General features: G+C 62.1%; 27 protein-coding genes. 19 read left to right on the top strand and 8 right to left on the bottom strand.

Features of this window, described 5'->3' with window-relative positions; all coding sequences use genetic code 11:
* The first annotated feature begins 106 nt into the window (after window positions 1-106).
* Window positions 107-2,203 carry a bifunctional rhamnulose-1-phosphate aldolase/short-chain dehydrogenase gene (locus ACFPWW_RS16735; RefSeq protein ID WP_377312593.1) on the top strand — a complete coding sequence of 699 codons (2,097 nt, stop codon included), beginning with the start codon at window positions 107-109 and terminating at the stop codon, window positions 2,201-2,203.
* A gap of 49 nt (window positions 2,204-2,252) precedes the next feature.
* Window positions 2,253-3,545, top strand: coding sequence for an L-rhamnose catabolism isomerase (gene rhaI, locus ACFPWW_RS16730; RefSeq protein WP_112570292.1), 1,293 nt, complete (start codon window positions 2,253-2,255; stop codon window positions 3,543-3,545).
* An 18-nt stretch (window positions 3,546-3,563) separates the two neighbouring features.
* On the opposite strand, the gene ACFPWW_RS16725 is transcribed toward rhaI, so the two are convergent.
* From ACFPWW_RS16725 to ACFPWW_RS16715, 3 genes are all read right to left on the bottom strand, one after another.
* Entirely contained in the window at window positions 3,564-4,022 is a 459-nt protein-coding gene (locus tag ACFPWW_RS16725; protein WP_112570290.1) for a carboxymuconolactone decarboxylase family protein, read from the bottom strand.
* A 186-nt stretch (window positions 4,023-4,208) separates the two neighbouring features.
* Window positions 4,209-4,907 carry a RibD family protein gene (locus ACFPWW_RS16720; RefSeq protein ID WP_377312592.1) on the bottom strand — a complete coding sequence of 233 codons (699 nt, stop codon included), beginning with the start codon at window positions 4,905-4,907 and terminating at the stop codon, window positions 4,209-4,211.
* 32 nt (window positions 4,908-4,939) lie between these two features.
* Window positions 4,940-5,602, bottom strand: coding sequence for an HAD-IA family hydrolase (locus ACFPWW_RS16715; protein WP_377312591.1), 663 nt, complete (start codon window positions 5,600-5,602; stop codon window positions 4,940-4,942).
* Between the two features lie 165 nt (window positions 5,603-5,767).
* On the opposite strand from ACFPWW_RS16715, the gene ACFPWW_RS16710 reads away from it, so the two are divergent.
* The 7 genes from ACFPWW_RS16710 (at window position 5,768) to ACFPWW_RS16680 (ending at window position 12,015) form a co-directional block, all read left to right on the top strand.
* Window positions 5,768-6,637 (top strand): sigma-70 family RNA polymerase sigma factor, encoded by an 870-nt coding sequence (locus tag ACFPWW_RS16710; RefSeq protein ID WP_112755319.1) that lies wholly within the window; start codon window positions 5,768-5,770, stop codon window positions 6,635-6,637.
* 246 nt (window positions 6,638-6,883) lie between these two features.
* Window positions 6,884-7,600, top strand: a complete 717-nt coding sequence (locus ACFPWW_RS16705; protein ID WP_112755321.1) for a c-type cytochrome — start codon at window positions 6,884-6,886, stop codon at window positions 7,598-7,600.
* Between the two features lie 8 nt (window positions 7,601-7,608).
* On the top strand, window positions 7,609-8,859 hold the full coding sequence (locus ACFPWW_RS16700) for a c-type cytochrome (RefSeq protein ID WP_377312590.1): 1,251 nt from the start codon (window positions 7,609-7,611) through the stop codon (window positions 8,857-8,859).
* Window positions 8,860-8,866: 7 nt separating this feature from the next.
* Window positions 8,867-9,034 (top strand): hypothetical protein, encoded by a 168-nt coding sequence (locus ACFPWW_RS16695; protein ID WP_377312589.1) that lies wholly within the window; start codon window positions 8,867-8,869, stop codon window positions 9,032-9,034.
* Window positions 9,034-9,591, top strand: a complete 558-nt coding sequence (locus ACFPWW_RS16690; RefSeq protein ID WP_113497205.1) for a cytochrome C oxidase subunit II — start codon at window positions 9,034-9,036, stop codon at window positions 9,589-9,591. Before ACFPWW_RS16695 ends, ACFPWW_RS16690 begins: the two co-directional genes overlap by 1 nt.
* Window positions 9,581-11,203 (top strand): b(o/a)3-type cytochrome-c oxidase subunit 1, encoded by a 1,623-nt coding sequence (locus tag ACFPWW_RS16685; protein ID WP_377312588.1) that lies wholly within the window; start codon window positions 9,581-9,583, stop codon window positions 11,201-11,203. Before ACFPWW_RS16690 ends, ACFPWW_RS16685 begins: the two co-directional genes overlap by 11 nt.
* Complete coding sequence (locus ACFPWW_RS16680; RefSeq protein ID WP_377312587.1) at window positions 11,203-12,015, top strand: c-type cytochrome; 813 nt, start codon at window positions 11,203-11,205, stop codon at window positions 12,013-12,015. The genes ACFPWW_RS16685 and ACFPWW_RS16680 overlap by 1 nt, the downstream gene beginning before the upstream one ends.
* 68 nt (window positions 12,016-12,083) lie before the next feature.
* Here ACFPWW_RS16680 and ACFPWW_RS16675 read toward each other — a convergent pair whose 3' ends face one another.
* Both ACFPWW_RS16675 and ACFPWW_RS16670 read right to left on the bottom strand, forming a co-directional pair.
* Window positions 12,084-12,917, bottom strand: a complete 834-nt coding sequence (locus ACFPWW_RS16675) for an IclR family transcriptional regulator (protein ID WP_112570273.1) — start codon at window positions 12,915-12,917, stop codon at window positions 12,084-12,086.
* Window positions 12,918-13,429: 512 nt separating this feature from the next.
* Window positions 13,430-13,645 (bottom strand): hypothetical protein, encoded by a 216-nt coding sequence (locus ACFPWW_RS16670; protein ID WP_112570271.1) that lies wholly within the window; start codon window positions 13,643-13,645, stop codon window positions 13,430-13,432.
* A 130-nt stretch (window positions 13,646-13,775) separates the two neighbouring features.
* Here ACFPWW_RS16670 and ACFPWW_RS16665 point away from each other — a divergent pair, with 130 nt between their 5' ends.
* On the top strand, window positions 13,776-14,399 hold the full coding sequence (locus ACFPWW_RS16665) for a TetR/AcrR family transcriptional regulator (RefSeq protein ID WP_112570269.1): 624 nt from the start codon (window positions 13,776-13,778) through the stop codon (window positions 14,397-14,399).
* A 74-nt stretch (window positions 14,400-14,473) separates the two neighbouring features.
* On the top strand, window positions 14,474-14,659 hold the full coding sequence (locus ACFPWW_RS16660) for a hypothetical protein (protein ID WP_377312586.1): 186 nt from the start codon (window positions 14,474-14,476) through the stop codon (window positions 14,657-14,659).
* On the opposite strand, the gene ACFPWW_RS16655 is transcribed toward ACFPWW_RS16660, so the two are convergent.
* Window positions 14,656-15,096 (bottom strand): DUF1810 domain-containing protein, encoded by a 441-nt coding sequence (locus ACFPWW_RS16655; protein WP_377312585.1) that lies wholly within the window; start codon window positions 15,094-15,096, stop codon window positions 14,656-14,658. The two genes, ACFPWW_RS16660 and ACFPWW_RS16655, sit on opposite strands and share 4 nt — an antisense overlap.
* Before the next feature lie 76 nt (window positions 15,097-15,172).
* Window positions 15,173-15,466, bottom strand: coding sequence for a hypothetical protein (locus ACFPWW_RS16650; RefSeq protein WP_377312712.1), 294 nt, complete (start codon window positions 15,464-15,466; stop codon window positions 15,173-15,175).
* 272 nt (window positions 15,467-15,738) lie between these two features.
* Between ACFPWW_RS16650 and ACFPWW_RS16645 the strand changes: the two genes are divergently transcribed.
* Both ACFPWW_RS16645 and ACFPWW_RS16640 read left to right on the top strand, forming a co-directional pair.
* Window positions 15,739-17,109 (top strand): amidase, encoded by a 1,371-nt coding sequence (locus ACFPWW_RS16645; protein ID WP_377312583.1) that lies wholly within the window; start codon window positions 15,739-15,741, stop codon window positions 17,107-17,109.
* Window positions 17,110-17,179: 70 nt separating this feature from the next.
* Window positions 17,180-18,040, top strand: a complete 861-nt coding sequence (locus ACFPWW_RS16640) for a sugar phosphate isomerase/epimerase family protein (protein ID WP_377312711.1) — start codon at window positions 17,180-17,182, stop codon at window positions 18,038-18,040.
* Here ACFPWW_RS16640 and ACFPWW_RS16635 read toward each other — a convergent pair.
* Window positions 18,037-18,927 carry a helix-turn-helix domain-containing protein gene (locus ACFPWW_RS16635; RefSeq protein ID WP_377312582.1) on the bottom strand — a complete coding sequence of 297 codons (891 nt, stop codon included), beginning with the start codon at window positions 18,925-18,927 and terminating at the stop codon, window positions 18,037-18,039. The two genes, ACFPWW_RS16640 and ACFPWW_RS16635, sit on opposite strands and share 4 nt — an antisense overlap.
* Window positions 18,928-19,043: 116 nt before the next feature.
* On the opposite strand from ACFPWW_RS16635, the gene pobA reads away from it, so the two are divergent.
* From pobA to ACFPWW_RS16605, 6 genes are all read left to right on the top strand, one after another.
* Window positions 19,044-20,216, top strand: coding sequence for a 4-hydroxybenzoate 3-monooxygenase (pobA, locus tag ACFPWW_RS16630; RefSeq protein WP_112703474.1), 1,173 nt, complete (start codon window positions 19,044-19,046; stop codon window positions 20,214-20,216).
* Between the two features lie 68 nt (window positions 20,217-20,284).
* Window positions 20,285-21,457 (top strand): ABC transporter substrate-binding protein, encoded by a 1,173-nt coding sequence (locus ACFPWW_RS16625; protein ID WP_377312581.1) that lies wholly within the window; start codon window positions 20,285-20,287, stop codon window positions 21,455-21,457.
* Window positions 21,458-21,550: 93 nt separating this feature from the next.
* The gene (locus tag ACFPWW_RS16620) at window positions 21,551-22,414 is read left to right on the top strand and encodes a branched-chain amino acid ABC transporter permease (RefSeq protein ID WP_377312579.1); all 864 of its coding nucleotides are present in this window, start codon (window positions 21,551-21,553) and stop codon (window positions 22,412-22,414) included.
* Entirely contained in the window at window positions 22,411-23,415 is a 1,005-nt protein-coding gene (locus ACFPWW_RS16615; RefSeq protein ID WP_112753900.1) for a branched-chain amino acid ABC transporter permease, read from the top strand. Before ACFPWW_RS16620 ends, ACFPWW_RS16615 begins: the two co-directional genes overlap by 4 nt.
* The gene (locus ACFPWW_RS16610; protein WP_377312578.1) at window positions 23,412-24,176 is read left to right on the top strand and encodes an ABC transporter ATP-binding protein; all 765 of its coding nucleotides are present in this window, start codon (window positions 23,412-23,414) and stop codon (window positions 24,174-24,176) included. Before ACFPWW_RS16615 ends, ACFPWW_RS16610 begins: the two co-directional genes overlap by 4 nt.
* Entirely contained in the window at window positions 24,157-24,873 is a 717-nt protein-coding gene (locus ACFPWW_RS16605; RefSeq protein WP_377312577.1) for an ABC transporter ATP-binding protein, read from the top strand. The genes ACFPWW_RS16610 and ACFPWW_RS16605 overlap by 20 nt, the downstream gene beginning before the upstream one ends.
* Window positions 24,874-24,880: the final 7 nt, after the last annotated feature.

Raw genomic sequence — 24,880 nt, 5'->3', positions numbered from 1 at the left:
TCGATTTTGATCGTTTTCGATTGACAAGCGCCATTTCGATGCGCGATACCGTGAGCGAAAGGGCGCGCTCATCGCCGCGCCCCGCAAGCCTATATGGGAGGATGACATGGCGGCAAAGGTTCGACTTCTCGAGAACCGGTGGGATGATGCTTACGCGGCGGGCCTTGATGAGCCCGGCAAGCTCCTCTATCGCTCGAATCTGCTCGGCGCCGACAAGCGCATCACCAATTACGGTGGCGGCAATACCTCGGCCAAGGTCATGGAAACCGATCCGTTGACCGGCGGCAAAGTCAAGGTTCTCTGGGTCAAGGGTTCGGGCGGCGACGTCGGCACGATCAAGCTCGACGGTTTCGCAACGCTCTATCAGGACAAGCTGGAATCGCTGAAGGGCATCTACAAGGGTGTCGAGGACGAGGACCGCATGGTCGGCTTCCTGCCGCATTGCACCTTCAACCTGAACGGCCGCGCCGCCTCGATCGACACGCCGCTGCACGGTTTCGTGCCTTATACGCATGTCGATCACATGCATCCGGACGCGATCATCGCGATTGCCGCCTCCAAGAATTCCCGGGAATTGACCAGGCAGGTCTTCGGTGACGCGATCGGCTGGCTACCCTGGCGCCGCCCGGGCTTCCAGCTCGGCCTCGACCTCGAAGCCTTCGTCAAGGCGAACCCGAACGCCAAGGGTGTCGTCCTCGAGAGCCACGGTCTCTTCACCTGGGCTGACGATGCCAAGGCCTGCTACGAACTGACACTCGATATCATCAACAAGGCGATCGAATGGTTTGCCGGCCGGACGGAAGGCAAGACGATCTTCGGCGGTGCTGCCGTCGAAAGTCTGCCGGTCGCCGAGCGTCGCGCCATCGCTGCCCGGCTGATGCCGGAAATTCGTGGCCGCATCGGCAAGCAGGAGCGCAAGCTCGGTCATTTCGACGATCAGGACGCGGTGCTGGAATTCGTCAATTCCAGGAACCTGCGCCCGCTCGGCGCGCTCGGCACCAGCTGCCCGGACCATTTCCTGCGCACCAAGATCCGCCCGCTGATCGTCGATTTCGATCCGGCAAAGCCTGACGTCGATGCCATCATCGCCGGCCTCGACAAGGCGCTCGAAGATTATCGTGCCGATTACGCCCGCTATTACAATGCCTGCAAACATGACAATTCGCCGGCTATGCGTGACGCCAATCCGGTCATTTTCCTGGTGCCGGGCGTCGGCATGCTTTCCTTTGCCCGCGACAAGGCGACGGCCCGCATTGCCAGCGAATTCTACGTCAACGCCATCAACGTGATGCGTGGTTCCTCGACGGTCTCCGAATACCAGGGCCTGCCGGAGCAGGAAGCCTTCGATATTGAATACTGGCTGCTCGAAGAGGCCAAGCTGCAGCGCATGCCGAAGCCGAAGAGCCTGGCCGGCAAGGTCGCCTTCGTCACCGGCGGCGCCGGCGGCATCGGCCGCGCAACAGCCGCGCGTCTGGTCGGCGAGGGCGCCTGCGTGGTGCTTGCCGATATCGATCAGGCGGCACTGGAATCGACCGAAGCGGAATTCGTCAAGAAGTACGGCGCTGACGCTGTGCGCACGGTAAAGCTCGACGTCACCAAGGAAGATGCGGTCATCGCTTCCTTTGCCGAATCCTGCGTCGAATTCGGCGGTATCGACATTCTCGTCTCGAATGCCGGCATCGCTTCCTCGGCGCCGATCGAAGTGACCGAGCTTTCGATGTGGAACCGCAATATCGACATTCTCGCGACCGGCTATTTCCTGGTTTCTCGTGAAGCCTTCCGCCTGTTTCGCCGTCAGGCGCTCGGCGGCAATGTCGTCTTCATCGCGTCGAAGAACGGTCTTGCCGCTTCGCCCAACGCGGCTGCCTATTGCACCGCAAAGGCCGCCGAAATCCACCTTGCCCGTTGCCTTGCGCTCGAGGGCGCAGAAGCCGGTATCCGCGTCAATACGGTCAATCCGGATGCGGTGCTGCGCGGCTCGAAGATCTGGAGCGGCGAGTGGCGCGAACAGCGGGCGGCCTCCTCGAAGATCGAGGTGGACGAGCTCGAGGAACATTACCGCAAGCGCTCCATGCTGAAGCTCAACGTCTTCCCGGAAGACATTGCCGAAGCCGTCTACTTCCTGGCGTCCGATCTGTCTGCCAAGTCGACCGGCAACATCATCAATGTCGATGCGGGCAACGTTCAGAGCTTCACGCGCTGACAGCAAGCGGCGGGCTTTGCCCACCGCCATAAATCTCTGGGAGGAAGACATGGCTGAATTCAGGATTGCGCCGGATCTGGTCGCGACGGAAAACGACAGGCGCGCCGCCGCGCTGAAGGCTGACTACGAGGCGCTGGGCGCAACGCTCGCCCGCCGTGGCGTCGATATCGAGGCGATTACCCGCAAGGTCGCGGAATTCACCGTCGCGGTCCCCTCCTGGGGTGTCGGCACCGGCGGCACGCGCTTTGCCCGCTTCCCCGGCACGGGCGAGCCGCGCGGCATTTTCGACAAGCTCGACGATTGCGCCGTCATCAACCAGCTGACGCAGGCAACGCCGACCGTGTCCCTGCATATCCCCTGGGACAAGACCGATGTGAAGGAGCTGAAGGCGAAGGGCGACGCGCTCGGCCTCGGCTTCGACGCGATGAATTCCAACACCTTCTCGGACGCACCCGGCCAGAAGCTGACCTACAAATTCGGTTCGCTCAGCCACACGGATGCGGCGACCCGCCGGCAGGCAGTCGAGCATAATCTCGAATGCATCGAGATCGGCAAGGCGCTCGGCTCCAAGGCGCTGACCGTCTGGATCGGCGACGGTTCGAACTTCCCGGGCCAGAGCAATTTCACCAAGGCTTTCGAGCGCTATCTCGCCTCGATGGCCGATATCTACAAGGCGCTTCCCGACGACTGGCGGCTGTTCTCCGAGCACAAGATGTACGAGCCGGCCTTCTATTCGACGGTCGTACAGGATTGGGGCACGAACTATCTGATCGCCCAGACGCTTGGTCCGAAAGCCTATTGCCTCGTCGATCTCGGTCATCATGCGCCGAACACCAACATCGAGATGATCGTTGCCCGCCTGATCCAGTTCGGCAAGCTCGGCGGCTTCCATTTCAACGATTCGAAATATGGTGACGACGATCTCGATGCCGGCGCGATCGAGCCCTACCGGCTGTTCCTCGTCTTCAACGAGCTCGTGGACGCCGATCAGCGCGGTGTGAACGATTTTCACCCGGCCCACATGATCGACCAGTCGCACAATGTGACCGACCCGATCGAAAGCCTGATCAACAGCGCCAATGAGATTCGCCGCGCCTATGCGCAGGCCCTGATCGTCGACCGCAAGGCGCTCGACGGATACCAGCAGGACAATGACGCGCTGATGGCGTCGGAGACACTGAAGCGGGCCTACCGTGCCGATGTCGAGCCGATCCTGGCCGAGGCCCGCCGCCGCGCCGGCGGCGCGATCGACCCGGTCGCCACCTACCGTGCCAGCGGCTACCGCAAGAAGGTCGCCGCCGAACGCCCCGCCTCCGTTTCCGGCGGCGGCGGCATCATCTGATTGAAGGCAAGCCGCCAGTTACGGCTTCCACTGACCTGCAACCTGCCGGGTGGCAACGTTCAGCCGGTTCCAGACGTTGATATTGGCGATTGCGATGACGAGGGCCGCAAGGCTCTTGCCGTCGTAATGGCGGGTGCACTCGTCCCACACCTCGTCCGGCACCGGATCGGCGCGGTCGCCGAGACGGGTGACGGCCTCCGTCAGTGCCAGTGCCGCGCGTTCGGCATCGCTGTAATAGGGCGCGTCGCGCCAGCCGGCGACGGCAAAGAGCCGTTCGTCGGTCTCTCCGTGTTTGCGGGCGATGCGCCAATGCCCGTCAATGCAAACGCTGCAGCCATTGATCTGGCTGGCCCGAAGATAGACGATTTCCAGAAATCCCGGCGCAAGTCCGGCTGCGGCCGGCAGTTTGCCAAGTGCATTCAGTGCCTGCATGGCTTCCGGGATGACGAGGGCCGGATTTCCCATTCTCTCTTGCATGTTCGATCTCCTGATAACGTGGTCCGTTTGACGCGCAGCCCGCTGGTTGCTGGCTTTCGTTCGTCATGGCGTTGACGGATCGGGATGAGAGAATGTGACGAGGACGGGGAAAAGCTGAGAAGCAAACCGCGGCAGCTGCCCCTCGGGAGGCAAAGGGCTTGTTCGGACGCGCACCGCCGATTTCCATCATTCCCGTCGGGCGTGGACCTTATAGCGCAGGGCAACGGCGCCGTTGTCTTTCGTCTCTGCCGAGAGCAGCGAGAGCTGTGTTCTGCCGGCCAGTCCGCCCTCGAAGGTGACGACAGGCTGGCCGCCGCTGCCGTCCAGGGCCGGGGCGACAAGCAGATGGAATTCGTCGATCAGCCCCGCGGCAAAGAAGGCGCCGTTGATCGCCGCTCCGCCTTCGAGCAGCAGTTTGCGGATGCCGAGTTCCTTCCCCAGCACGTCGAGCGCTGCGGCCAGGTCGATCTCGGCAGATGGCGAGACGATGTAGGAGATGCCGTCGGCGGCAAGTTCCGCAAGATGCCGGTCCGGCACGCTATTGCCGAGGATGACGACGATATGGTCGCCATCGATGTCGGGCTGCGTGAAATGCAGCTTGCCCGACGTGTCGAGGGCTATCGCGTAGCTGCCGGCCTTGCGATCGGCAAAACGGTGCGGCCGTTCCACCGCCCCGGCAGATTGCGGCGGATGCGGCTCGCCTTTCGCCATTTCGGCCATCGTGACACGCCCGACGATCCAGGCATCGCCTTGGAGTTCCTCATGCGTCTTCTGATAGAGCGCCGTCCATTCCTTGCGGCCGCCATCAGGGCTTTCCGTCCACTTGCTCGGGTGCAGGCCACCGTCGAGCGACGACATCATCAGGCAGATGACTTCCGGTTTCATGGCACTTCCTTTCCGGCAGGCGCGGCAGGCAATCAGAACTTGATCGAAAGGTGGCCGCTGTCAGCAATGACAACGGTCGCGTCGGCATAATGTTCGATCTCGGGATATCCTCGCAGCGAATGTTTGTGGCCTGCCGCCGTGATCAGCATGACATCGGCGCCCGCTGCCGTCCCGGCCTTCACGCCGGCTTCGACGTCTTCAAAGACCAGGCATTCATGCGTCGCGAAGCCGAGTTTCTCCGCGCCGAGAATATAGCATTGCGGGTCGGGCTTGCCGATCGTCACGTCTTCCGCGGTCACGATCGCCTGCGGCAGAGGAAGCCCGGCGGCCTCGAGGCGCCGCTCCGCAAGGCGGCGCGGGGAGGAGGTGACGATCGTCCACCGGTTCGGCGGAAGCGAAGCCAGGAAATCGGCGGCACCCGGCAATGCCACGACGCCCTCGACGTCGCGGATTTCCTCTTCGGTGATCTCCGCTGCTTCCGCTTCGGCATCGACACCCGGAAGGTTCAGCCGGCGGATCGTGTCGATCCCGCGCGATCCATGCATGGTCGGCAGGAATTTCTCCACATCCAGCCCGTGTCGCGCAGCCCAGCGCCCCCAGACGCGTTCTGCCGACGCAGTCGAACTCAGGATCGTCCCGTCCATGTCGAACAGGAAGGCGGCATATTGTTTGGAACTGTCAAATCGGAGGGACATCGGGAAACACCATTGGGAGGGATAGGCGCGCCATCAGCCAATGAAAAACGCGGCAGGTCAAGTCGCCGGCAAAATTTCACCGGGCTTGATGTGATGCCTTTCCTGTCACATCGTCCCGCTTCCGTTCGTCATGGTCTTTGACGCAACAGGATGAGGAATGGGCAGATGGGCGAGAAAAGATGGCTGGCCGACGAATTCGAGGCGAACCGCGGGCATCTGCGGGCTGTCGCCTTCCGCATGCTCGGCTCCCGCTCGGAGGCGGAGGATGCGGTACAGGAGGCGTGGCTGCGCCTGACACGATCCGACAGGAACGATGTCGATAATCTCAGCGGCTGGCTGACGACGGTCGTGGCACGCATCTGCCTCGACATGCTGCGCTCGCGCAAGACGCGCCGCGAAGAGCCGCTCGACCTGCCGGCGCATGGCGCGATCGTCGATATCGCCAGCAATCCGGAACGGGAAGCGGCCTTTGCCGATTCGGTCGGCCTTGCGCTGCTCGTCGTCCTGCAAACACTTTCGCCGGCCGAACGCGTCGCCTTCGTGCTGCATGACATGTTCGATCTGCCCTTTGAAGAGATTGCCACGGTCATCGGGCGAAGTGCCGCCGCCGCCCGCCAGCTTGCCAGCCGGGCTCGCCGCAGGGTGCAGGGGCAGCCGGAAACCCCGGACGTCGATCTCGCGCGCAAGCGGAGCATCGCCGAAGCCTTCCTCACCGCCTCCCGCAACGGCGATATCGAGGGGCTGATCGCAGTCCTTGCGCCGGACGCCGTGTTCCGTCCGGATGCAGCCGCCACTCGTCTCGGCAACGTCGTTCCGCTTCGCGGCGCCGCTGCCGTCGCCGAAAGCTTCAAGGGACGGGCGACGTCGGCACGAGTGGCGCTTGTTGACGACGAAGTGGGCCTTGTTGTCTTCATCGAGGGCCAGTTGCGCGTTGTGCTGATGCTGAGCTTCGAGGGCGACCAGATATCGACGGTCGATGCGATCGCCGATCCGGACCATCTGCGCGACATGGCCTGGTCGATCTTCGAAGGCTGAGGGATTTCGATCGGCTCTCCTTTCCAGACAGGCGACCTCCGGCGGGTCGCCTGACCCCATGAAAAAATCGCTAATGTCAAGCAGATCGTCCGCTTTCTTGACTTCTGTCAAGGCGAGGGCCGTCGAATACGGCTACTTATTCGGCGCGGACCGGAGACAGATTCTCCAGCTCGCAGATTTCAAGCCTTTCTGGGCTCCGCCCAACGAGATTTTCGCTGTTCTGTGATTGTGCTTCGGAGAAACGTAGTGCCCATACGAGAGGCCTTCCTGGCATGCTGTCTTTTCTTCCTGGGCGCAAGTCTTGCCTCTGCCCAGGAAGCCAGACCCTATCCGGCCGATATGGCGGAGCGCGTCCAAGCCTGCACGCCCTGCCATGGCGTTGAAGGGAAGGGCACGAACGACCCTTATTTCCCGCGGCTTGCGGGCAAGCCGGCCGGATATCTCTACAACCAGCTGGAAGCCTTCAAATCCGGCCGGCGCAAATATCCGCCGATGAACTATCTGCTCGCCTATTTGACCGATGATTATCTGCGACAGTTTGCGGAATATTTTGGCGACCAGCGTCCGGCCCTGCCTGAGCAATCTCCGCCTGACGTCAGCCAGGCGGTCCTCGATCATGGCCACGCGCTTGTCACGCAGGGCGACCTCGACCGTTCGATTCCGGCCTGCGTGAGCTGTCACGGCGGCGCGCTGACCGGACAGGCGCCCGGAATTCCCGGCCTGCTCGGATTACGGGCGAGCTATATCAGCGCGCAGCTCGGCGGATGGCGCTACGGCACGCGCACGGCGATCGCACCGGACTGCATGCAGCTCGTGGCCGGGCACCTGACCGAAGACGACGTGCGTGCCGTCGCCGCCTATCTCGCCAATCAGCCCGAGCCGGCAGATCCCGCGCCGTCTCCTGCGGGATCCTATTCCCTGCCTTTCGCATGCGGCAGCCAGCCGGAGGGCAACAAGCCATGAGCGCATATATGAGAGTTCTGTCTGCCCTCGCCCTGTCGTCGATCGTGGCACTCACGGCAGCTCTGTCGCCGGTTGCGGCGCAGTCCCCGCAGCAGGCTCCCTCCGACGTGGTCAAAAAGGGGGAATATCTCGCGCGCGCCGGAGACTGCGTGGCCTGCCATACGGCGCCCGAAGGCAAGCTCTTCGCGGGTGGCCGCGCCATGCCGACACCGTTCGGCACGCTTTATACGTCAAACATCACGCCGGATGAAACCGGCATCGGCAGATGGTCCGCCGACGACTTCTATAATACGATGCATCATGGCCGCTACCCGGATGGAGGCCTGCTTTATCCGGCCATGCCGTTTGCCTCCTATACCAAGGTCACGCGCGAGGACAGCGACGCGATCTTCGCCTATCTGAAGACGATCGCGCCCGTGCGTCAGCCGAACCGCGCGCATGAACTCGACTTCCCCTACAACAACCGCTCCCTCATTCTCGGGTGGAGGACGCTCTTCTTCAAGGAGGGCGAGTTCAAGCCGGATCCCAAGCAATCCGACGAATGGAACCGGGGCGCCTATCTGGTCGAAGGTCTCGGACATTGCGGCATGTGCCACACGCCGATCAATGCGCTCGGCGGAAGCCGTGAATCGGAAGCTTTCCAGGGCGGGCTGATCCCGATGCAGGACTGGTATGCGCCGTCGCTGACCTCCAACAAGGAGGCCGGGCTGGGCGAATGGTCGATCGAGGAGATTTCCGATCTCCTGCAAAAGGGCATTTCGACGCGTGGCGCTGTCTACGGCCCGATGGCGGAAGTGGTCTTCAACAGCCTCCAGTACATGACGGACGAGGATATCCGCGCCATGGCGGTCTACCTCAAAAGCATCGCGCAGGATGAGCCGACGCCGCCTCGATCATCTGTCCGGACCGAGGAGGCGAGCCTTCTCATCAGTCTCGGCAAGTCCGTCTATGACAAGCAGTGCGCCAGTTGCCACGGCGCCCAGGGCGAAGGCCGGCCGCCGCATTATCCGCCGCTCGCCGGAAACCAGTCGATCCAGATGGAATCGGCCGTCAATGGCATCCGCATGGTGCTGAACGGCGGCTATCCGCCGGCGACGGAAAAGAACCCCATGCCGCACGGCATGCCGCCCTTTGCCGTGACGCTGTCCGATGACGAGGTCGCCGCGGTGGTGTCCTACATCAGGACGGCCTGGGGCAATCGCGGCACGCCGGTCAGTGCGGCCGAGGCAAACAAACTCCGTTCCGCTCCACTCCAATGAGGACGTCATGATCAATTCGGAAGATCCTGCAGGCGCTCCTGACGATGCTCTCGTCGAACAGATCGTCGCCGAAGGGCCGCGTGGTGCCGTCGTCGTCGCGGGTATCGCGACCGCGATCGTCGTTCTCATGTGGATCCTTTTTTATCTGCTTGTCTTCGTGCCCAGGAGCGGTTGATGACCGATATGCATAATCAGGCAGTGGCAGTTTCCGAGCGCGTCGAACGGCGCTGGGCGACCGTTGCAGTCCTCATCATCGTGTTTCTGGCGGGAATGGCGGCTTATGCCGGTGTTCACAACGCGACGATGCCGCAGACGACCGTCGAGACGATCGACCCGACCACGATCCATCTCGCGGGCGAATTCGTCGAATCCAATCTCGGCAGCGCAATCGAATCCGATGGCTCGGTAACGGTACGGGCGATCGGCCAGCAATATTCCTTCTCGCCGCCCTGCATCGTGGTTCCTGCGGAAACGCCGGTCACATTCCGCGCAACCAGCGCAGACGTGGTGCACGGGTTCCTCATCCAGGGCACGAACATCAACACGATGCTGGTGCCGGGCTACGTCTCGGTCCAGAAAGCGAGTTTCGCAGCACCGGGGGACCACCTGATGCCTTGCCAGGAGTTCTGCAGTGTCGGCCATGAAGGCATGTGGGCAAGGGTGAAGGTCGTGGACAAGCAACAGTTCCTCTCGGAAATGGCGGACAAGAGGAGGCTTTCCTGTGCTCCATAATCGCAGACTGATCCTCGCGCATTTCTGGCTGGCCTTTGCGGTATTCGGCGTCGCACTGCTGCTCGGCGCCTGGCAGATGTATGTGCGCAGCCCCCTGTCGCCCTGGGTCAACAATCCGGAATGGTATTACCGCTCGCTGACGGCGCACGGCACCGTCATGGGCTATGTGTTCCCGACCCTTGTGGCAATGGCCTTCGGCTATGCGATCAGCGAGTCCTCCCTGAAGCAGCATCTGATCGGCGTGCGCTGGGCGTGGGCCGGATTCTGGCTGATCGCCGTCGGTTCGGTCATCGCGATGATCCCGGTGGCCCTGGGCATGGCTTCTGTTCTCTACACCTTCTACCCGCCGCTGATCGGAAGTCCCTTCTACTATATCGGCGTCGTGATGGTCGTCGTCGGTTCCTGGATCTGGGTGGCGCTGATGTCCGTCAATCTCGCGGCCTGGAAAAAGGTCAATCCCGGTGTTCCGGTGCCGCTGCCGATGTTTGCCAATGTCGCCGGATCGTATCTCTGGGGCTGGACTGCGGTCGGGGCAGCACTCGAGCTTCTGCTGCAGATCATTCCGGTGGCGCTCGGCTTCAAGTCAACGATCGATGCGGGTCTTGCCCGCGTGTTCTTCTCGTGGACATTGCATGCCATCGTCTACTTCTGGCTGATGCCGACCTATATCGCTTACTATACGATTGTCCCGCGTTCGATCGGCGGGCGAATCTACAGCGATACGATGGCGCGGATCTCCTTCATTCTGTTCCTGGTCGTCGCAATGCCGATCGGCATCCACCACGCCTTTGCCGATCCGCAGGTGGGCGCAGGCTTCAAGTTCATCCATTCCGCCTTTACGGCCCTCGTCGCACTGCCGACGCTGCTTACGGTTTTCACTATCTGTGCGTCGGTGGAGATCGCCGCCCGCGCGCGGGGCGGCCGGGGCATATTCGGCTGGCTGAAGGTGCTGCCCTGGCGCAATCCGATCATGCTGGCGGTGACGTTCTCCTTCATCATGCTCGGCTTCGGCGGTGCGGGCGGCCTCATCAACATGAGCTACCAGCTCGACGCGTCGATCCACAATACGCAGTGGATCACCGGGCACTTTCATCTCATCTTCGGCGGCGCGATCGTCATCATGTATTTTGCGATCGCCTACGATCTCTGGCCCCATCTGACCGGTCGCCCGATCGCAAGCCTCCGGCTCGTCAGGCTGCAGCTCTGGCTGTGGTTCATCGGAATGATCGTGACGACATTCCCGTGGCACTATGTCGGCATCCTTGGCATGCCGCGCCGAATGTCGTTCTTCGACTATACGGATCCGGCGCTTGCCAACGAGGCTTTGTCCGTCGTGTTCTCGGCATTCGGCGGGTTCATTCTGGTTGCGGCCGGCATTCTCTTCATCGCCATTCTGGTCCGTACGCAGCTTGCAGAGCCGCAACAGGCCGAGGAATATCGTTTCGCGGTTGCTGTTCATCCGCCGACCCGGGTGCCTGCGGCACTCAACAGCTATGGGCTGTGGATCGCGCTCATGATCGGGCTGACCATCACGAATTACGGATATCCAATTCTTCAGCTTGCCGTCCGTGACGACACGTCCGTGCCTGCAGTCTATGTCGGAGAACGGTGATGGCCGGGGAAAAACTGATCAGCTTCCGCAATCGCTGGACAGTCGTGAGCGTCAGCCTCACGGCCGGGATCTTCATCGTCGCGGCAGGTCTGGGTTTCGTGCTGCTGCCGCGCCTGGAAGCAGGAGAGCAGGTGGCCGGCATTTGGGATTCCATCTGCAAGGCCGCCGGATTGCCGCGACCGGGAGCGCCTTCCGAAACGGTCAAGCCCGATTACAGGACGTCCCTGGTCAAGGTCGCGACGGCGGTGCCGAGAAAGCGGGACGAGGAGGCGATCGGGCGAGGCGCGACCCTGGCCCAGCAATGCGCGATCTGTCATGGCCCGACGGGCGTCAGCCGCGCCGACTCTCCCAATCTTGCCGGTCAGTATGCAAGCGTCATCTACAAGCAGCTTCGTGACTTCAAGGACGGTGTGCGCGTCAACACGGTCATGAGCCCGTTTGCCGTGAAGCTGACCGAGCAGGAGATGCAGGACCTGGCCGCATATTATTCCTACCTGCCGCGACTGCCGGGTTTCCATCCGCCCGGCGGCAATCCCGTTCCGCGGATCGTCGCCAGCGGCGCGCCGACACGCGGCATCGCGCCTTGCGGTTCCTGCCACGGGAGCATCGAGAACAAGCTCGGCAGCCCCTGGCTGGAAGGCCAGTCGGAATTGTACCTGAAGACGCAGCTTCTGGCCTTCGTATCCGGTTCGCGCCAGAACGATATCAGCAGCCAGATGCGCAATGTCGCCCGCGCCATGACGCCGGAGGAAATCGACGCGGCGGCGAAATATTACGCGAACAAGGAGCCGCCTTATCTGGCAGGCGAATAAGCCGGTAGCGCGGGGCGCCAGGGCCGATCTCGAGAAGATGGCGGCGCTTCGCCCCCTTTAGGCAGAGCTCAGTGGCCGCGCCAGCCCATCAGCTTTTCGATGCGTTCGGCAGAACTGCGCACATGCGCGGTATAGTGGCTTTCGTCCGAAAAGGCCTTCTGCTCCGGGAGAACGATGGAAATGGTGGCAACACACTGGCCGTCGCGATCGCAGATTGGTGAGGCGATGCAGGCGACCGCATAGTCGGATTCGCCAGCCTGGATCGACAGGCGCGATTCGAAGGCTTTACCCGCCGCTTCAGACAGGGTTGCCGCGTCGATTTCGGCGCGCCCCGTCGGCGACGAGCGGGCGCAACGCTTGAAGAGTTCGATGCGCTCCTCTTCCGGCAGATGGCCGACGAGAAGACGGCCGGATGCCGTCCAGTTGAGCGGTACGCGTGTGCCAACGCGCGAGGCGACCTGAAAATGGCTCGGACCGTCCGCCATGGCGAGAACCAGCATGTAGTCGCCGTCGCGGCCGCACACCTGCACGGTCTCCCCGGCCTGACGGCAAAGGTCATGCATTTCATGCGTGGCAACGCTCATGAAATCGAGCGAACGGGCATAGGCAAGGCCGTAGTGGTAGAGCCGCGAGCCGAGCCAGATCGAACCGTCGGACTGGCGTGTCAGCATGTTCTTTTCGACAAGATCGTCAACGATGACATAGACCGTCGAAAGCGGTGCCTTCACCGCCTTGGCAATGGCATAGACGCCCGCCGGCGATCCCGTTTCATAGAGGTGGTCGATCACCTGCAGCGCGCGGTCGATGCCGCTGACGCGCGCGCGGCGCGCACCCTTGGCGCCGTTCTCTTCAGCCTGGCTTTCGTCTTCGGGATAGACTGCGGGGGATGTTTTGCCGTCCAATTCAACGCACCTCTGATATCACGCGAACTTGTTACATTACTATGGCATAGCGGCTCGCGAAGCAAATCCCAAAATCTTTGGAGACAAAAACCGCCGTCCGATGCGCGATCGCTCGCCGGCGCAATACGTCCCGAGCTTATGCCGGAACAACCAGCCGCAGCGCGAGTTTTGTTTCATCAGAGCAGGTACCGGCTGATCGGATGCAGGCTATGTCTCCGGCCAGGCATGGCGGTCAGCGGCGGCAAGCTGGCGCCCCCTCTGCGGCCTGCCGAAGCCACCGCCGGTGGGCGTCGTCATGATGACGGCGTCGCCGGCGGCGAGCGTCGACTGACCGCGGCCGGCAGAACCGTTCGGATTGTCAGGGTTGCCATCGGACAGGTCCGTCTTGACGGGAGCGACAAGCGTGAACCGGTATCGCCATATCGCAAGGGCTGCCGCTTGCTAGCGGCAGCCCGTCTGGGGCAGGGCTTAACCCCAGTGCCGATCGGGCCTTGTTGAGGCCAGCGGTCAGATCAGCCGAAGCAGGGCATCGCCGGCAGATTGGCGCGGCTGGCAAAGGACCCGATCATATCGCTCACCGTGGAGGAACGCGGCTCGCGTTTACGTGCGGCCGTCTCAAGGAGCTGCTTGAAATCGTCAAGCTTCACGCCATCGGCGCGCAGCACCATGGCGATCAGCGGGTCGCGAAGGGCTTCGGAAATGGTCAAGTCTTCTCTGGTCTTTCTCATGGTGCAGTCCTCCTTTCGTGGGCGGTCGCCCGTGTTCCACTCCCGCTGCCAAACGCTCCTGGCATTGACTTCTGCAGAGAGTGGTGTTACCGGTAAGTAACAATAGACTTGTTACCGATCGGTCACATCGATGTCAAGGACTTCGTCCGCGAAAAAAGCAGAATCATTGAACGAAATCTCCGCAGTTGTTTCAGACGATCGAATCCCTCCGCGGGAGCGGATCGTTTCGACCGCTTCGGAGCTTTTCCGCGAGCGGGGCATTCGCGGCATCGGCGTCGATGCCATTGCGGATGCGGCGGCCACCAACAAGATGACCCTCTACAGGCATTTCGGCTCCAAGGACGAGCTGGTCTGCGAAACACTGCGCCGCGCTTCCGAAAAGGCCGAGAGCATATGGCGCGATCTCGAGGCAGCCCATCCCGGCGATGCCCGCGGCCAGCTGCTTGCCTGGGTCGAGAACCGGGCGCACTGTCTGAACGGCGAGCCCGCAGGTTGCGATCTCGCCAATGCCGCAATCGAACTGAAGGGCGAAGGCCATCCGGCACACGAGTTGATCGAGCGCCACAAGGCGATGCAGCGCAACCGCCTCGCGGCGCTGTGCGTGGCAGCCGGCGCGCGCGAGCCGGAACTTCTGGCCGATACGCTGACGCTGTTGCTCGAAGGCGCGCGCGTCACCCGCCAAGCCATGGCGGATGGCGGCTGTTCCTGTCATTTCGAAAAGGCCTGCAACGTGGCGATCTCCGCCTTCGGCTGAGATCGACGCGGCGGGGGAACCTTGTGGTTGCCAGGCCGTTTTTCTGCTGATCTGGAAGCAATCTGGAGGCAGAGATGAACTACACTTATCTCCGGCGCCTATATGCCAGACGTGCCGAGCTTGAAGCCAAGCTCGAACTGTACGACGCGCGTTATTGCTTCGGCGAGGAAGAAGTGGATGACGGTACGGAAAACGAGCTGAAACAGCGCATCGAGGAAATCTCCGAGGAGATTGCCGCGCTGGAGCATTCCCCCCGCTAATCCTTGCCGGCGCTCAGGATGGAAATCGTCCGTTCGTCGAATTTTCCGTCGTAAAAGCGATCGATCGCCTTGTGAAAGGGCGAGCCGTGATCGCTGACCGCGGCAAACAATGTCATGGACGAACGCAGCTTCAGGTCATCCGGGGAGCCCATGATATCGTGAGCGCTTCGACCGTTGACGGAGAGGACTGCCTCGACACAGCGCAAAAGACGGCTGCCGAGGATCGGATCACCGAGATAGGCTGAGGCCTCCTCCGCGGAGCGAATGGCATATTTCTCCGCCATGGAAGACGTTCCGAGACCGGCGATCTGGGGGAAGATGAACCACATCCAGTGAGAGCGCTTGCGACCGGCTCGCAACTCCGCAAGAGCCTGTTCGTAGATGCCGTTCTGCGCGTCGATGAAGCGGTGGAGGTCGTAATCTATGTCACCGGTCATGGCTCTTTCCCTTTTCTATGCTTCTCATGCACGTCAGACGAAAGATTTCCATGCCCGGCGAAAATCGCTGTGGCTCTTAGCAGACCTTGTCTGCGTAGGGGCTCGTTTCACGGCAATGGCCGTAGCGCTGGTGGTGCGGTACCAGACTATCACCCGGAGGTGTCGGCTCTTCAATAGCCGAGGTCGTCATCGGATCGGTCGTCGATGTCTGTGCCGAAGGTGCTGTGAAGCCGACAAAGCTCAGCAGTACGAGGGCACCCACGACGACGACCCGCTCCAGGACCGACAGCTTCTGTGCGCTGACGTGGTCGGCGTAGTCGCGTTCAGCTTCGCCGGAACTCACGTCCTCCTTCACATGCTGGTGCACCATATCCTGGTGACCGGAGGTCCAAGTTTCAGATTGTGTCATTTCAAGTCTCCTGCAATGCACCGGGATGCGGCTTGGGAAGGCAAGCTTGTGGCGCGCCTGTCCGCTCCCCGCGTGCAGCACCGCATGTGTGTCTTAACTGCGGTAAATTGAAGGGTGCTAAATCAAACTCAGTGTTCACAATATCGTACCAATCATTGTGAAAAGCCGTGCAAGGGCTGGTCCTGCGAAACGATAGGCGGTAAATCCTGTGTGATATCCACAGGACTCTCCCCATGCCCCTTACTTTCGGTGCGATGTCCATCGCTCAGCTTTCCCTGCTCATCCAGAGCGGCAAGGCCGATCCGGTCGACGTTGCGGAGGCGATCTTCGACGGAATCGATCGATATGCCGACAAGGCCGTCTTCACCGTGTTGCTGCGCGAACGGGCGATGCGGGAGGCGCATGCGTCTTCAAAGCGCGTTCGTGACGGTCGTTCGCTCGGTGCTCTCGATGGCATTCCGATTGCGTGGAAGGACCTTTTCGACGTCAAGGGTCTTGCCACAACGGCCGGATCGGTGGTTCTGGCCGACAATGCGCCGGCAAGTCGGGACGCCGCCATCGTCACGACGCTGCAGAATGCCGGCATGGTGGCGGTCGGCCGCACCAATATGAGCGAGTTTGCTTTCTCCGGCCTCGGCATCAATCCCCACTACGGCACGCCTGAAAATCCCCACAGCAAGGACGAACCGCGTATTCCCGGCGGCTCGTCGTCCGGCGCGGGCGTGGCGGTCGCCGCCGGCCTGGTGCCGGTCGCCATGGGCACGGATACCGGCGGCTCGGTGCGTATTCCAGCCGCCCTGAACGGTATCGTCGGCTACAAGGCGACCCGCGGCCGCTACGCCATGGAAGGCGTCTATCCGCTGGCGACGAGCCTCGATTCGCTGGGCCCTCTCTGCCGCTCGGTGCAGGACGCCGTCTGGATCGATGCCGCCATGCGCGGTTTGACGATGCCGACCGTCGCCCGGCGACCGTTGCAGGACGTCGAGATCGTCATTCCCCGGAATGTCGTCTTTGACGGTCTGGGTTCGGGTGTTGCGGACGCCTTCGAAAGCGGTATTTCGCGGCTGCGCGCCGCTGGCGCGCATATCAGCCCGATCGAAATCCCGGCCTTTGACGAGATCCTGTCGTTGATGGCGAAACATGGTGCGCTCGTCACTGCCGAGGCCTTTGCTCTTCACCGCGAGCGGCTGGCGGGGCCGGAAGCTGCGCGCATGGACCACCGCGTCGTCATGCGCACTCGACTTGGCGAGAAGACGAGCATGGCCGACTATATCGCCATTCTTGCCGCGCGTGCCCGGCTGGTCGCCGATACGGAGCGGCTGGTCGGCAGCCGCCTGGTCGCCTTCCCCTCGGTCGCCCATGTCGCACCGCCGATTGCTGCTCTGGAGCGGGACGACGAACTGTTCGTTGCCACCAATGGCAAGACCCTGCGCAACACCGCGCTCGGCAATTTCCTGGACTGGTGCGGCGTTTCCATTCCCTGCGGCACGGGCGAGGCGCACATGCCGGTCGGTTTCCTGTTGTCGGCCCCGGCAAACCGGGACGAGGCGCTGCTCGCTGTCTCGCTGGCAGCGGAAACTGTCATTCGCGGCGAACGGATCTAGGCCGTTGCGGGCTTGATGCCGCGCACCATTCTTGCCAATCTCCTCCTGAGGAAATGGGAGGAGTTGAATGATGCAGGTTTTGCAGAACGGCCGATTTGCGGTTTCCACATGGTCGCTTCACCGGATGCTGGGGCCAACCTACCCCCATAGTCCCGATCCGCAGAAAAGTGCTGCGCGCCAGGAGCCTTACGGGCCAGGCACCGTGAACCTCCTTGATGTACCCGCTATGCTGGCCGAGCGTGGGCTTGGCCGGCTTGAGGTCTGCTCCTTCCACCTGCCGAGCCTCGATGTTTCCTATCTCGCCGAATTCCGCGATGCGCTGAAAGCCTCGAACATCCTTTTCCAGACGCTCCTCGTCGAGGATGGCGATCCCAGCAATCCCGAGACGGCGGAGCGTGATATCGGCTGGATTGCCGGCTGGATCGATATCGCAAAAGCTCTCGGTGCCGAGCGTATCCGCGTCATCGCCGGCAAGCAGGCGCCGAATGGGGAAAATCTCGAGCGTTCCGCAAAACATTTGAAATGGCTGGCCCGGCAGGCGGAGGGAAGCGGCGTGCGCGTCGTCACCGAAAACTGGTTTGCGCTTCTGCCCTCACCGAAGGAAATGAATTGGCTGCTCGATGAACTCGACGGCAAGATCGGGCTGAACGGCGACCTGGGGAACTGGGCGGCGCCGGCGAAGTATGAAGGGCTCGCCAATATCATGCGCCGTGCCGAAATCTGCCATGCCAAGGCCGATTACAATGCCTCCGGACTTGATGCCGAAGATTACCGCCATTGCCTGGAAATGTGCGAAGAGGCTGGTTATGCCGGTCCCTACACGCTGATCTACGACTCGCCGTTCCTTGCCGATGAATGGGACGGTATCCTGCTGCAGAAGCGCTTCATCGAGGAGTTCCTGCAGGGGGCGCCGGCCCGCCGCACGGCCTAGGCGCGCTCCAGGCTGCTTTTCTGCCGTTTGCGCCAGTCCTTGGGTGTCTCGCCTGCATGTTTGAGAAAGAAGCGTGAGAAATAGGCCGGGTCGGCAAAGCCCAGCCGGTAGCTGATCTCCTGGACGCTCGCCAGCGTGAAGACCAGTTCCCGCTTGGCCTCGTCGACGAGCTTGCCGGCGATCAGGTCGTGGGCGGTCCTTCCCGTCATCGAGCGGACGATGCGGTTGAGATGGGTCGGCGAAACGCCGATTTCCCTGGCGTAGAACGAAGCGGGTCTGTGCGAACGGAAATGTCGCTGGATAAGGCCGGTCAGCTGCTCCATCCGCTGTTCGTTCTCATCGGCGGGAGACTGGCTGATATCCTCCTGGTAGGAGATTCTCGCCGTCAGACGCAGCGCCAGCGCGACATAGGAGGCGAGAAGCTCGCTGCGACCGCTGCGGTTGCTCCGATATTCTTCGCCGAGCCGCTTGAGGCTCTGCATGAGATAGGCGGCGTCGGGATCATCTGGATCGAGCGCCGTCAGGTGAGGGGCTGCAAGCCACTCGCCGAGCCGGCTGCGGTCGCTGGGAAGGTGGCTGAGATTGGCGCTCAGCATGGTGATGACGATACCGTCGATATCTCGCGAGAAACGAAAGCCGTGGTCGAGCCCCGGAGGAACGGTGACGACCGCCGGCGGCTGGATGGCATGGCTCCGATCACCGAAAATGGCATCGCCTGCGCCGGCATCGATGTACAATATCTGAAAGAAACTCGCGTGCCGATGCAGCTTGATCTCCCAATGATGCAGGCTGCTGCGCGAGGGAATTGTCTCGCAGTGCAGCCAGAAATCGGGCTCCTTGCCCGATGTTTCGCCGTAGAGCTCATAGGTCGGTACGTATCGCGTCATGGGCTTCCTCCCGTTCCCATGTTCGATTTGTGCAATTTTTCGGTCGGAAAGTCCATTGTCGCCCCGCGGCCGGCGGTTCAAAATTTGGCAAAAGGCAAATTGCAGGGAGGAAGCAATTGCGCACGCAAATCGCCATCATCGGCTCGGGACCCTCGGGTCTGCTGCTCGGTCAGTTGCTGAGCGGCGCCGGTATCGACAATGTCATCCTCGATCGCGTGGGCAAGGACTATATTCTCGGGCGCGTACGCGCCGGTGTTCTGGAAGAGGGCACGGTCGGCCTCCTGGACGAGGCGAAGTCGGCCGAGCGCCTGCATGCGGAAGGCCTGCCGCATGACGGTTTTTCACTGGCCTTCGACGGACGCGATCACCGCATCGACCTCCACGGCCTGACCGGCGGCAAGCGGGTGACGGTCTACGGGCAGACGGAAGTGACGCGTGACCTGATGGCCGAGCGGGAGGCAAGTGGCGCGCTGACGATCTACGACGCCGCCAATGTGACGCCGCACGATTTTGATGGCAGCGCGCCCTATGTGACCTACGAGAAGGACGGCGCCACCCACCGCATCGATTGCGATTACATCGCCGGCTGTGACGGCTTCCACGGCGCAAGCCGCAAGGCGGTCCCGGAAACGGCGATCAGAACCTTCGAGAAGCTCTATCCCTTTGGCTGGCTTGGCCTGCTTGCCGATGTCGCGCCGGTCAATCACGAGCTTATCTATGCCAATCACCCCCGCGGTTTTGCGCTCTGTTCCATGCGCTCGGAAACCCGAAGCCGTTATTACATCCAGTGTTCGCTCGGCGAGAAGGTCGAGGACTGGAGTGACGATCGCTTCTGGGACGAGCTCCGCCGCCGCCTGCCGGCCCATCACGCCGAAGCGCTGAAGACTGCGCCGTCCTTCGAGAAATCAATCGCGCCGCTGCGTTCCTTCGTCGCCGAGCCCATGCGCTTCGGCCGCCTGTTCCTGGTTGGCGATGCCGCCCATATCGTGCCGCCAACCGGCGCCAAGGGGCTGAACCTTGCTGCGAGCGACGTCCACTATCTGTTCGAGGGCTTGCGGGAATTCTACCGGGAGCGCTCCGGCGCCGGCGTCGACGCCTATTCGCAGAAGGCTCTCGCCCGCGTCTGGAAGGCGGTGCGCTTTTCCTGGTGGATGACGACGATGATGCACCGTTTCCCGGATACCGGCGATTTCGACCAGAAGATCCAGGAAGCCGAACTCGACTATCTCACCCATTCCCGCGCCGCCTCGACGGCGCTTGCGGAAAACTATGTCGGATTGCCGTTCTGACGGGATGATTTAAGACCGGTGTAATGCCATGGAGGGCTGCACCTTTGACAAAGGGAGGAATTGTCACAATGAAAAAGCTGCTAATCGCCGCCGTCGCGGCCATGGTCCTTGGCGGGACTGCCTATGCCGACACGATCAAGGTCGGCGTGATCGGGCCGTTCTCCGGTCCGTTTGCCCTGCAGGGCAAGAATTTCAAGGCCGGTATCGACGCCTATATGGCGCTGAACGGCAACAAGGTCGGCGATGATACGGTCGAGGTCGTCTATCGCGACGTGCCGCAGGCCGACCCGGCCCAGTCCAAGGCGCTGGCGCAGGAACTGATCGTCAAGGAAAAGGTGCAGTATCTCGCCGGCTTCTATTTCACGCCTGACGCCATGGCGGTGACGCCGATCCTCAAGCAGGGCAATGTGCCGATGGTGATCATGAACGCCGCGACCTCGGCGATCGTCACCAAGAGCCCGCTCGTCGTGCGCACATCCTTCACCACCTGGCAGACCTCGACCCCGATCGCCAAGGTCGCCTTTGATTCCGGTGTGAAGAAGGTGATCTCGGTCGTCAGCGACTACGGTCCGGGCATCGATGCCGAAAACGCCTTCAAGGCCGGTTTCGAAAAGGCGGGCGGCCAGGTGGTCGAGGCGATCCGCATGCCCCTTGCCACCAACGACTTCAGCCCGATCATGCAGCGCATCAAGGATTCCGGCGCGCAGGGCGTCTTCGCCTTCCTGCCGTCCGGCCCGACGACGCTCGGCTTCGTAAAGGCTTACAATGAAAACGGCCTGAAGGCCGCCGGTATCAAGTTCTTTGCGCCTGGCGACCTGACGCAGGAATCCGACCTGCCGGCGCTTGGCGATGCCGCTCTCGGCATCCAGACGACCTTCCACTATGCGGTGTCGCATGACTCGCCGGAAAACAAGGCTTTCGTCGATGCGGCTACCAAGGTGATCGGTAACAAGGCCGAACTCTCCTTCCCGGCTGTCAGCGCCTATGACGGCATGTATGTCATCTACAAGATGATCGAAGCGACTGGCGGCAAGCAGGATGCGCAGAAGGCCGTTGATGCGGTGAAGGGCCTCTCATGGGTCAGCCCGCGCGGCCCGGTTTCCATCGATCCGGAAAGTCGTCACATCACGCAGAACATCTATCTGCGCGAAGTCGCCAAGGCTGACGATGGGACCTACATCAACAAGGAAGTCCAGACCTTTGAGAAGCAGGGCGATCCGGGCCTCGCTGCCGCGAAGTAAGGTCACCGACGTCGAAAAAGACATGCGACGGGCCTGGCGGAGATTTTCCGCCGGCTTCGGGCCGGGTTCGTCGCATCAAAGCAGGGTAGTTCCATGCAGACAGTCTTCAGCATAGCCGTGGATGCGCTTGCCTATGGCATGGTGCTCTTCGTCATATCGATAGGTCTCTCGGTGACGATGGGCTTGATGCGCGTCGTTAACCTGGCGCATGGCGCCTTCGCGATGATCGGCGGTTATGTGGCCTCCTACGTCGCTCGCGATCTTGGGCTTGGCTATGCGGTCGCGATCATTGCTGCGGTGGCGGTAACCATCATCATTGCCATTCCGATCGAGCGCTTCCTCTATCGGCGCATCTATGGCGCTCCGGAGCTGACGCAGGTACTGATGACGATCGGCATCACCTTCTGCGTCATTGGCATCGCCAATTATCTGATGGGGCCGACGCTGAAGACCATTCCACTTGCCGAGACGCTGCAGGGGTCGGCCGATCTTGGCTTCCGCACCATTCCTGTCCACCGGCTCTTTGCCATCATCTGCGGTCTCGCCGTCGCTCTCGGCCTCTGGTTCGTGATCGAGAGGACGAGTTTTGGCGTGAAGCTGCGCGCCTCGGTCGATAATGCGGCGATGGCGGCTGCCCTCGGCGTGCGCACCGAGATCATCTATGCCGTCAGCTTCGACGTTGCGGTCGGCCTTGCCGCGCTCGGCGGCGTCGTCGGCGCGGAATTGCTGCCGGTCGAGCCTTATTATGCGCTGCGCTACATGGTGACCTTCCTCGTGGTCGTCTCGGTCGGCGGTGCGGGCTCCATTCCCGGCGCGCTGATCGCTTGCCTTCTGCTTGGCGCAATCGATACGACAGGACGTTATCTCATGCCGGAATTCGGCGAATTCTTCTTCTATCTCGCTGTCATCGCCATCATCTGCATCTTCCCGCGCGGCCTTGCCGGGAGGGCGAAATGACGCTTGCCCTGCAAGACAAGGAAATCCTGATCCAGCGTCGGCGCACCGCGTTGAGCCGCGATCTCGGCGGCATCGCCGTCATCATCGCCGCTGCCGTCATCGGCTATTTCGCCTTTCCGGACAATCTGGCGCTCCTGACCCGCATCATCGCCATTGCGCTTCTGGTCCTGTCGCTCGATCTCGTCACCGGTTATGCCGGCATCGCCACGCTCGGCCATGCGGCGCTGTTCGGCTCGGGCGCCTATGCGGCCGGCATCTTGTCGGCCCATTACGGCATCAACGATCCGTTGCTGATGACGCTTGCCGGCATTCTCGGCGGGGCGATCGCCGGCCTCCTTTGTGGTGCCGTCATCCTTCGTGCCCACGGCCTGCCGCAACTCGTGCTTTCGATTGCGCTCATCAATCTCTTCCATGAGTTTGCCAACAAGGCCTCCTCCTGGACGGGCGGCAGCGATGGTCTTTCGGGCATTTCGCCCGATCCGATTTTCGGCTTGTTCGAGTTCGATCTCTACGGCCATACGGCCTATGTCTTCGCCGTCGCGCTGCTCCTGATCGTCTTCGTGCTGCTGCGTCTGCTCGTGCGCTCCCCCTTCGGCATGCTCTGCCGGGGGATCAAGGAGGATCCGCTGCGCATCCGCGCCATGGGCGCGTCTCCGCAAGCGGCGCTTGCGAAAATGTATGTGCTGTCAGGAGCAGTCGCCGGCGTCGGCGGCGCCTTGAACGCGATCTCCACGCAGGTCGTCGGCCTCGACAGCCTCTCCTTCACCCAGTCGGCGGAAGCGCTGGTCATGCTGGTGCTCGGCGGCACCGGTTCGCTGTTTGGGGCGCTGTCGGGCACTGTCATCTTCATGCTGTTTGAAGATTATGTCTCGGCTGCCAATCCCTTCCACTGGCTGACGATGATCGGCGCCTTGCTGATTGCGGTCGTGCTTTTCGCGCCCAAAGGCCTTTACGGCACTGCCGCAGCCTTCGTCGCCCGCCGCAAGGAGGCCCGCCCATGAGCCCCGTTTTCGAAGTCGCCCATCTTAAAAAGGCTTTCGGTGGCCTTGCTGTGACCAACGATGTCTCGCTTTCGCTGTCATCAGGCGATCGTATTGCCCTGATCGGCCCGAACGGTGCGGGAAAGACGACCTTCGTCAATCTCGTCACCGGCAATCTGGCGCCCGATTCCGGCGAGGTGCGGCTTGCCGGCGAAACGGTGACGAAAGTGGATGCGATCGGTCGGGTGAGGCGAGGGCTGGTGCGTTCGTTCCAGGTCACCCGCCTGTTCCAGGATATGACGCCCGCAGAACATGTGGCGCTCGCCGTTCTGCGCCGCAAAGGCCGGACCGGCCGCCTCATCGGAAACTTCCTGGCCATGCCTGACGTGATGACAGAGGTGGACGATTTGCTGGACAAACTCGGCCTTGGACCACTCATGCACCGCAAGGTGGCGGAAATCGCTTACGGCCAGCAGCGGCTTCTTGAAATCGCGCTCGCACTTGCGCTCAAGCCCAAGGTACTGCTGCTCGACGAACCGGCGGCCGGCGTGCCGCAGAGCGATACCGGCCGTATCGAACAGGCGCTGGCCGATCTTCCGGCCGATCTCGCCGTCCTGATGATCGAACATGACATGGACCTCGTTTTCCGTTTCGCCAAGCGCGTCATCGTCCTCGCGGCCGGCGCGATCATCTTCGACGGTGCGCCGTCTGAGGTGACGAAGGATGCGCGCGTCCGTGAGGCCTATCTGGGGAGCTATGCCAATGCCAGCCATGTCGCTTGAGGTCGAAAATCTCTCTTCCGGCTATGGTCCGACAAAGGTGCTTGAAGGCCTCTCCTTCTCCGCACCCTCGGGCTGTCGGCTTGCCGTGCTCGGGCGAAACGGCATGGGCAAGACGACGTTGCTGGCAACGCTCGCCGGCCAGACGAAACGCTATGAGGGGCGCATCCGGCTTGGCGAGACGGATCTGACGGATGCACCGAGTGCTGCGCGTGCGCATCGCGGCCTTGGTTATGTGCCGCAGGCGCGCTGCGTCTTCCCGACGCTGACAGTCGAGGAAAATCTGTTCGTCGGCCTGAAAGGCCGGCCGAAGTCGGCATTGGAAGAAGCTTACGCGATGTTTCCGCGGCTGAAGGAGCGGCGCAGGAACCTCGGAAACCAGCTTTCGGGCGGCGAACAGCAGATGCTTTCGACGGCCCGCACCATTCTCGGTCGTCCGTCCGTGCTGCTGCTCGACGAACCGCTGGAAGGATTGGCGCCCGTCATCCGCGAGGAATTGATGGCGGCTTTCACCGAGCTCGCCGAGGCCGGCGACATGACCATCCTGCTCGTCGAGCAGCGTATCCAGAGCGCTCTCGATTTTGCCGATCGCGTCATCATCCTTGAGCGCGGGCGGCTTGCCTGGAGCGGTACACCCTCGGAACTGTCAGCCGATCACGATGCCGTGGAGCGGCTGCTTGGAGTCGGCGGCCTGCACTGATTGAGAC

It is taken from the genome of Rhizobium sp. GCM10022189, assembly GCF_042656325.1.
GTDB lineage: Bacteria > Pseudomonadota > Alphaproteobacteria > Rhizobiales > Rhizobiaceae > Rhizobium.
The sequence above is the reverse complement of the archived record's forward strand: the minus strand, read 5'-3'. Positions and strand labels throughout refer to the sequence as shown.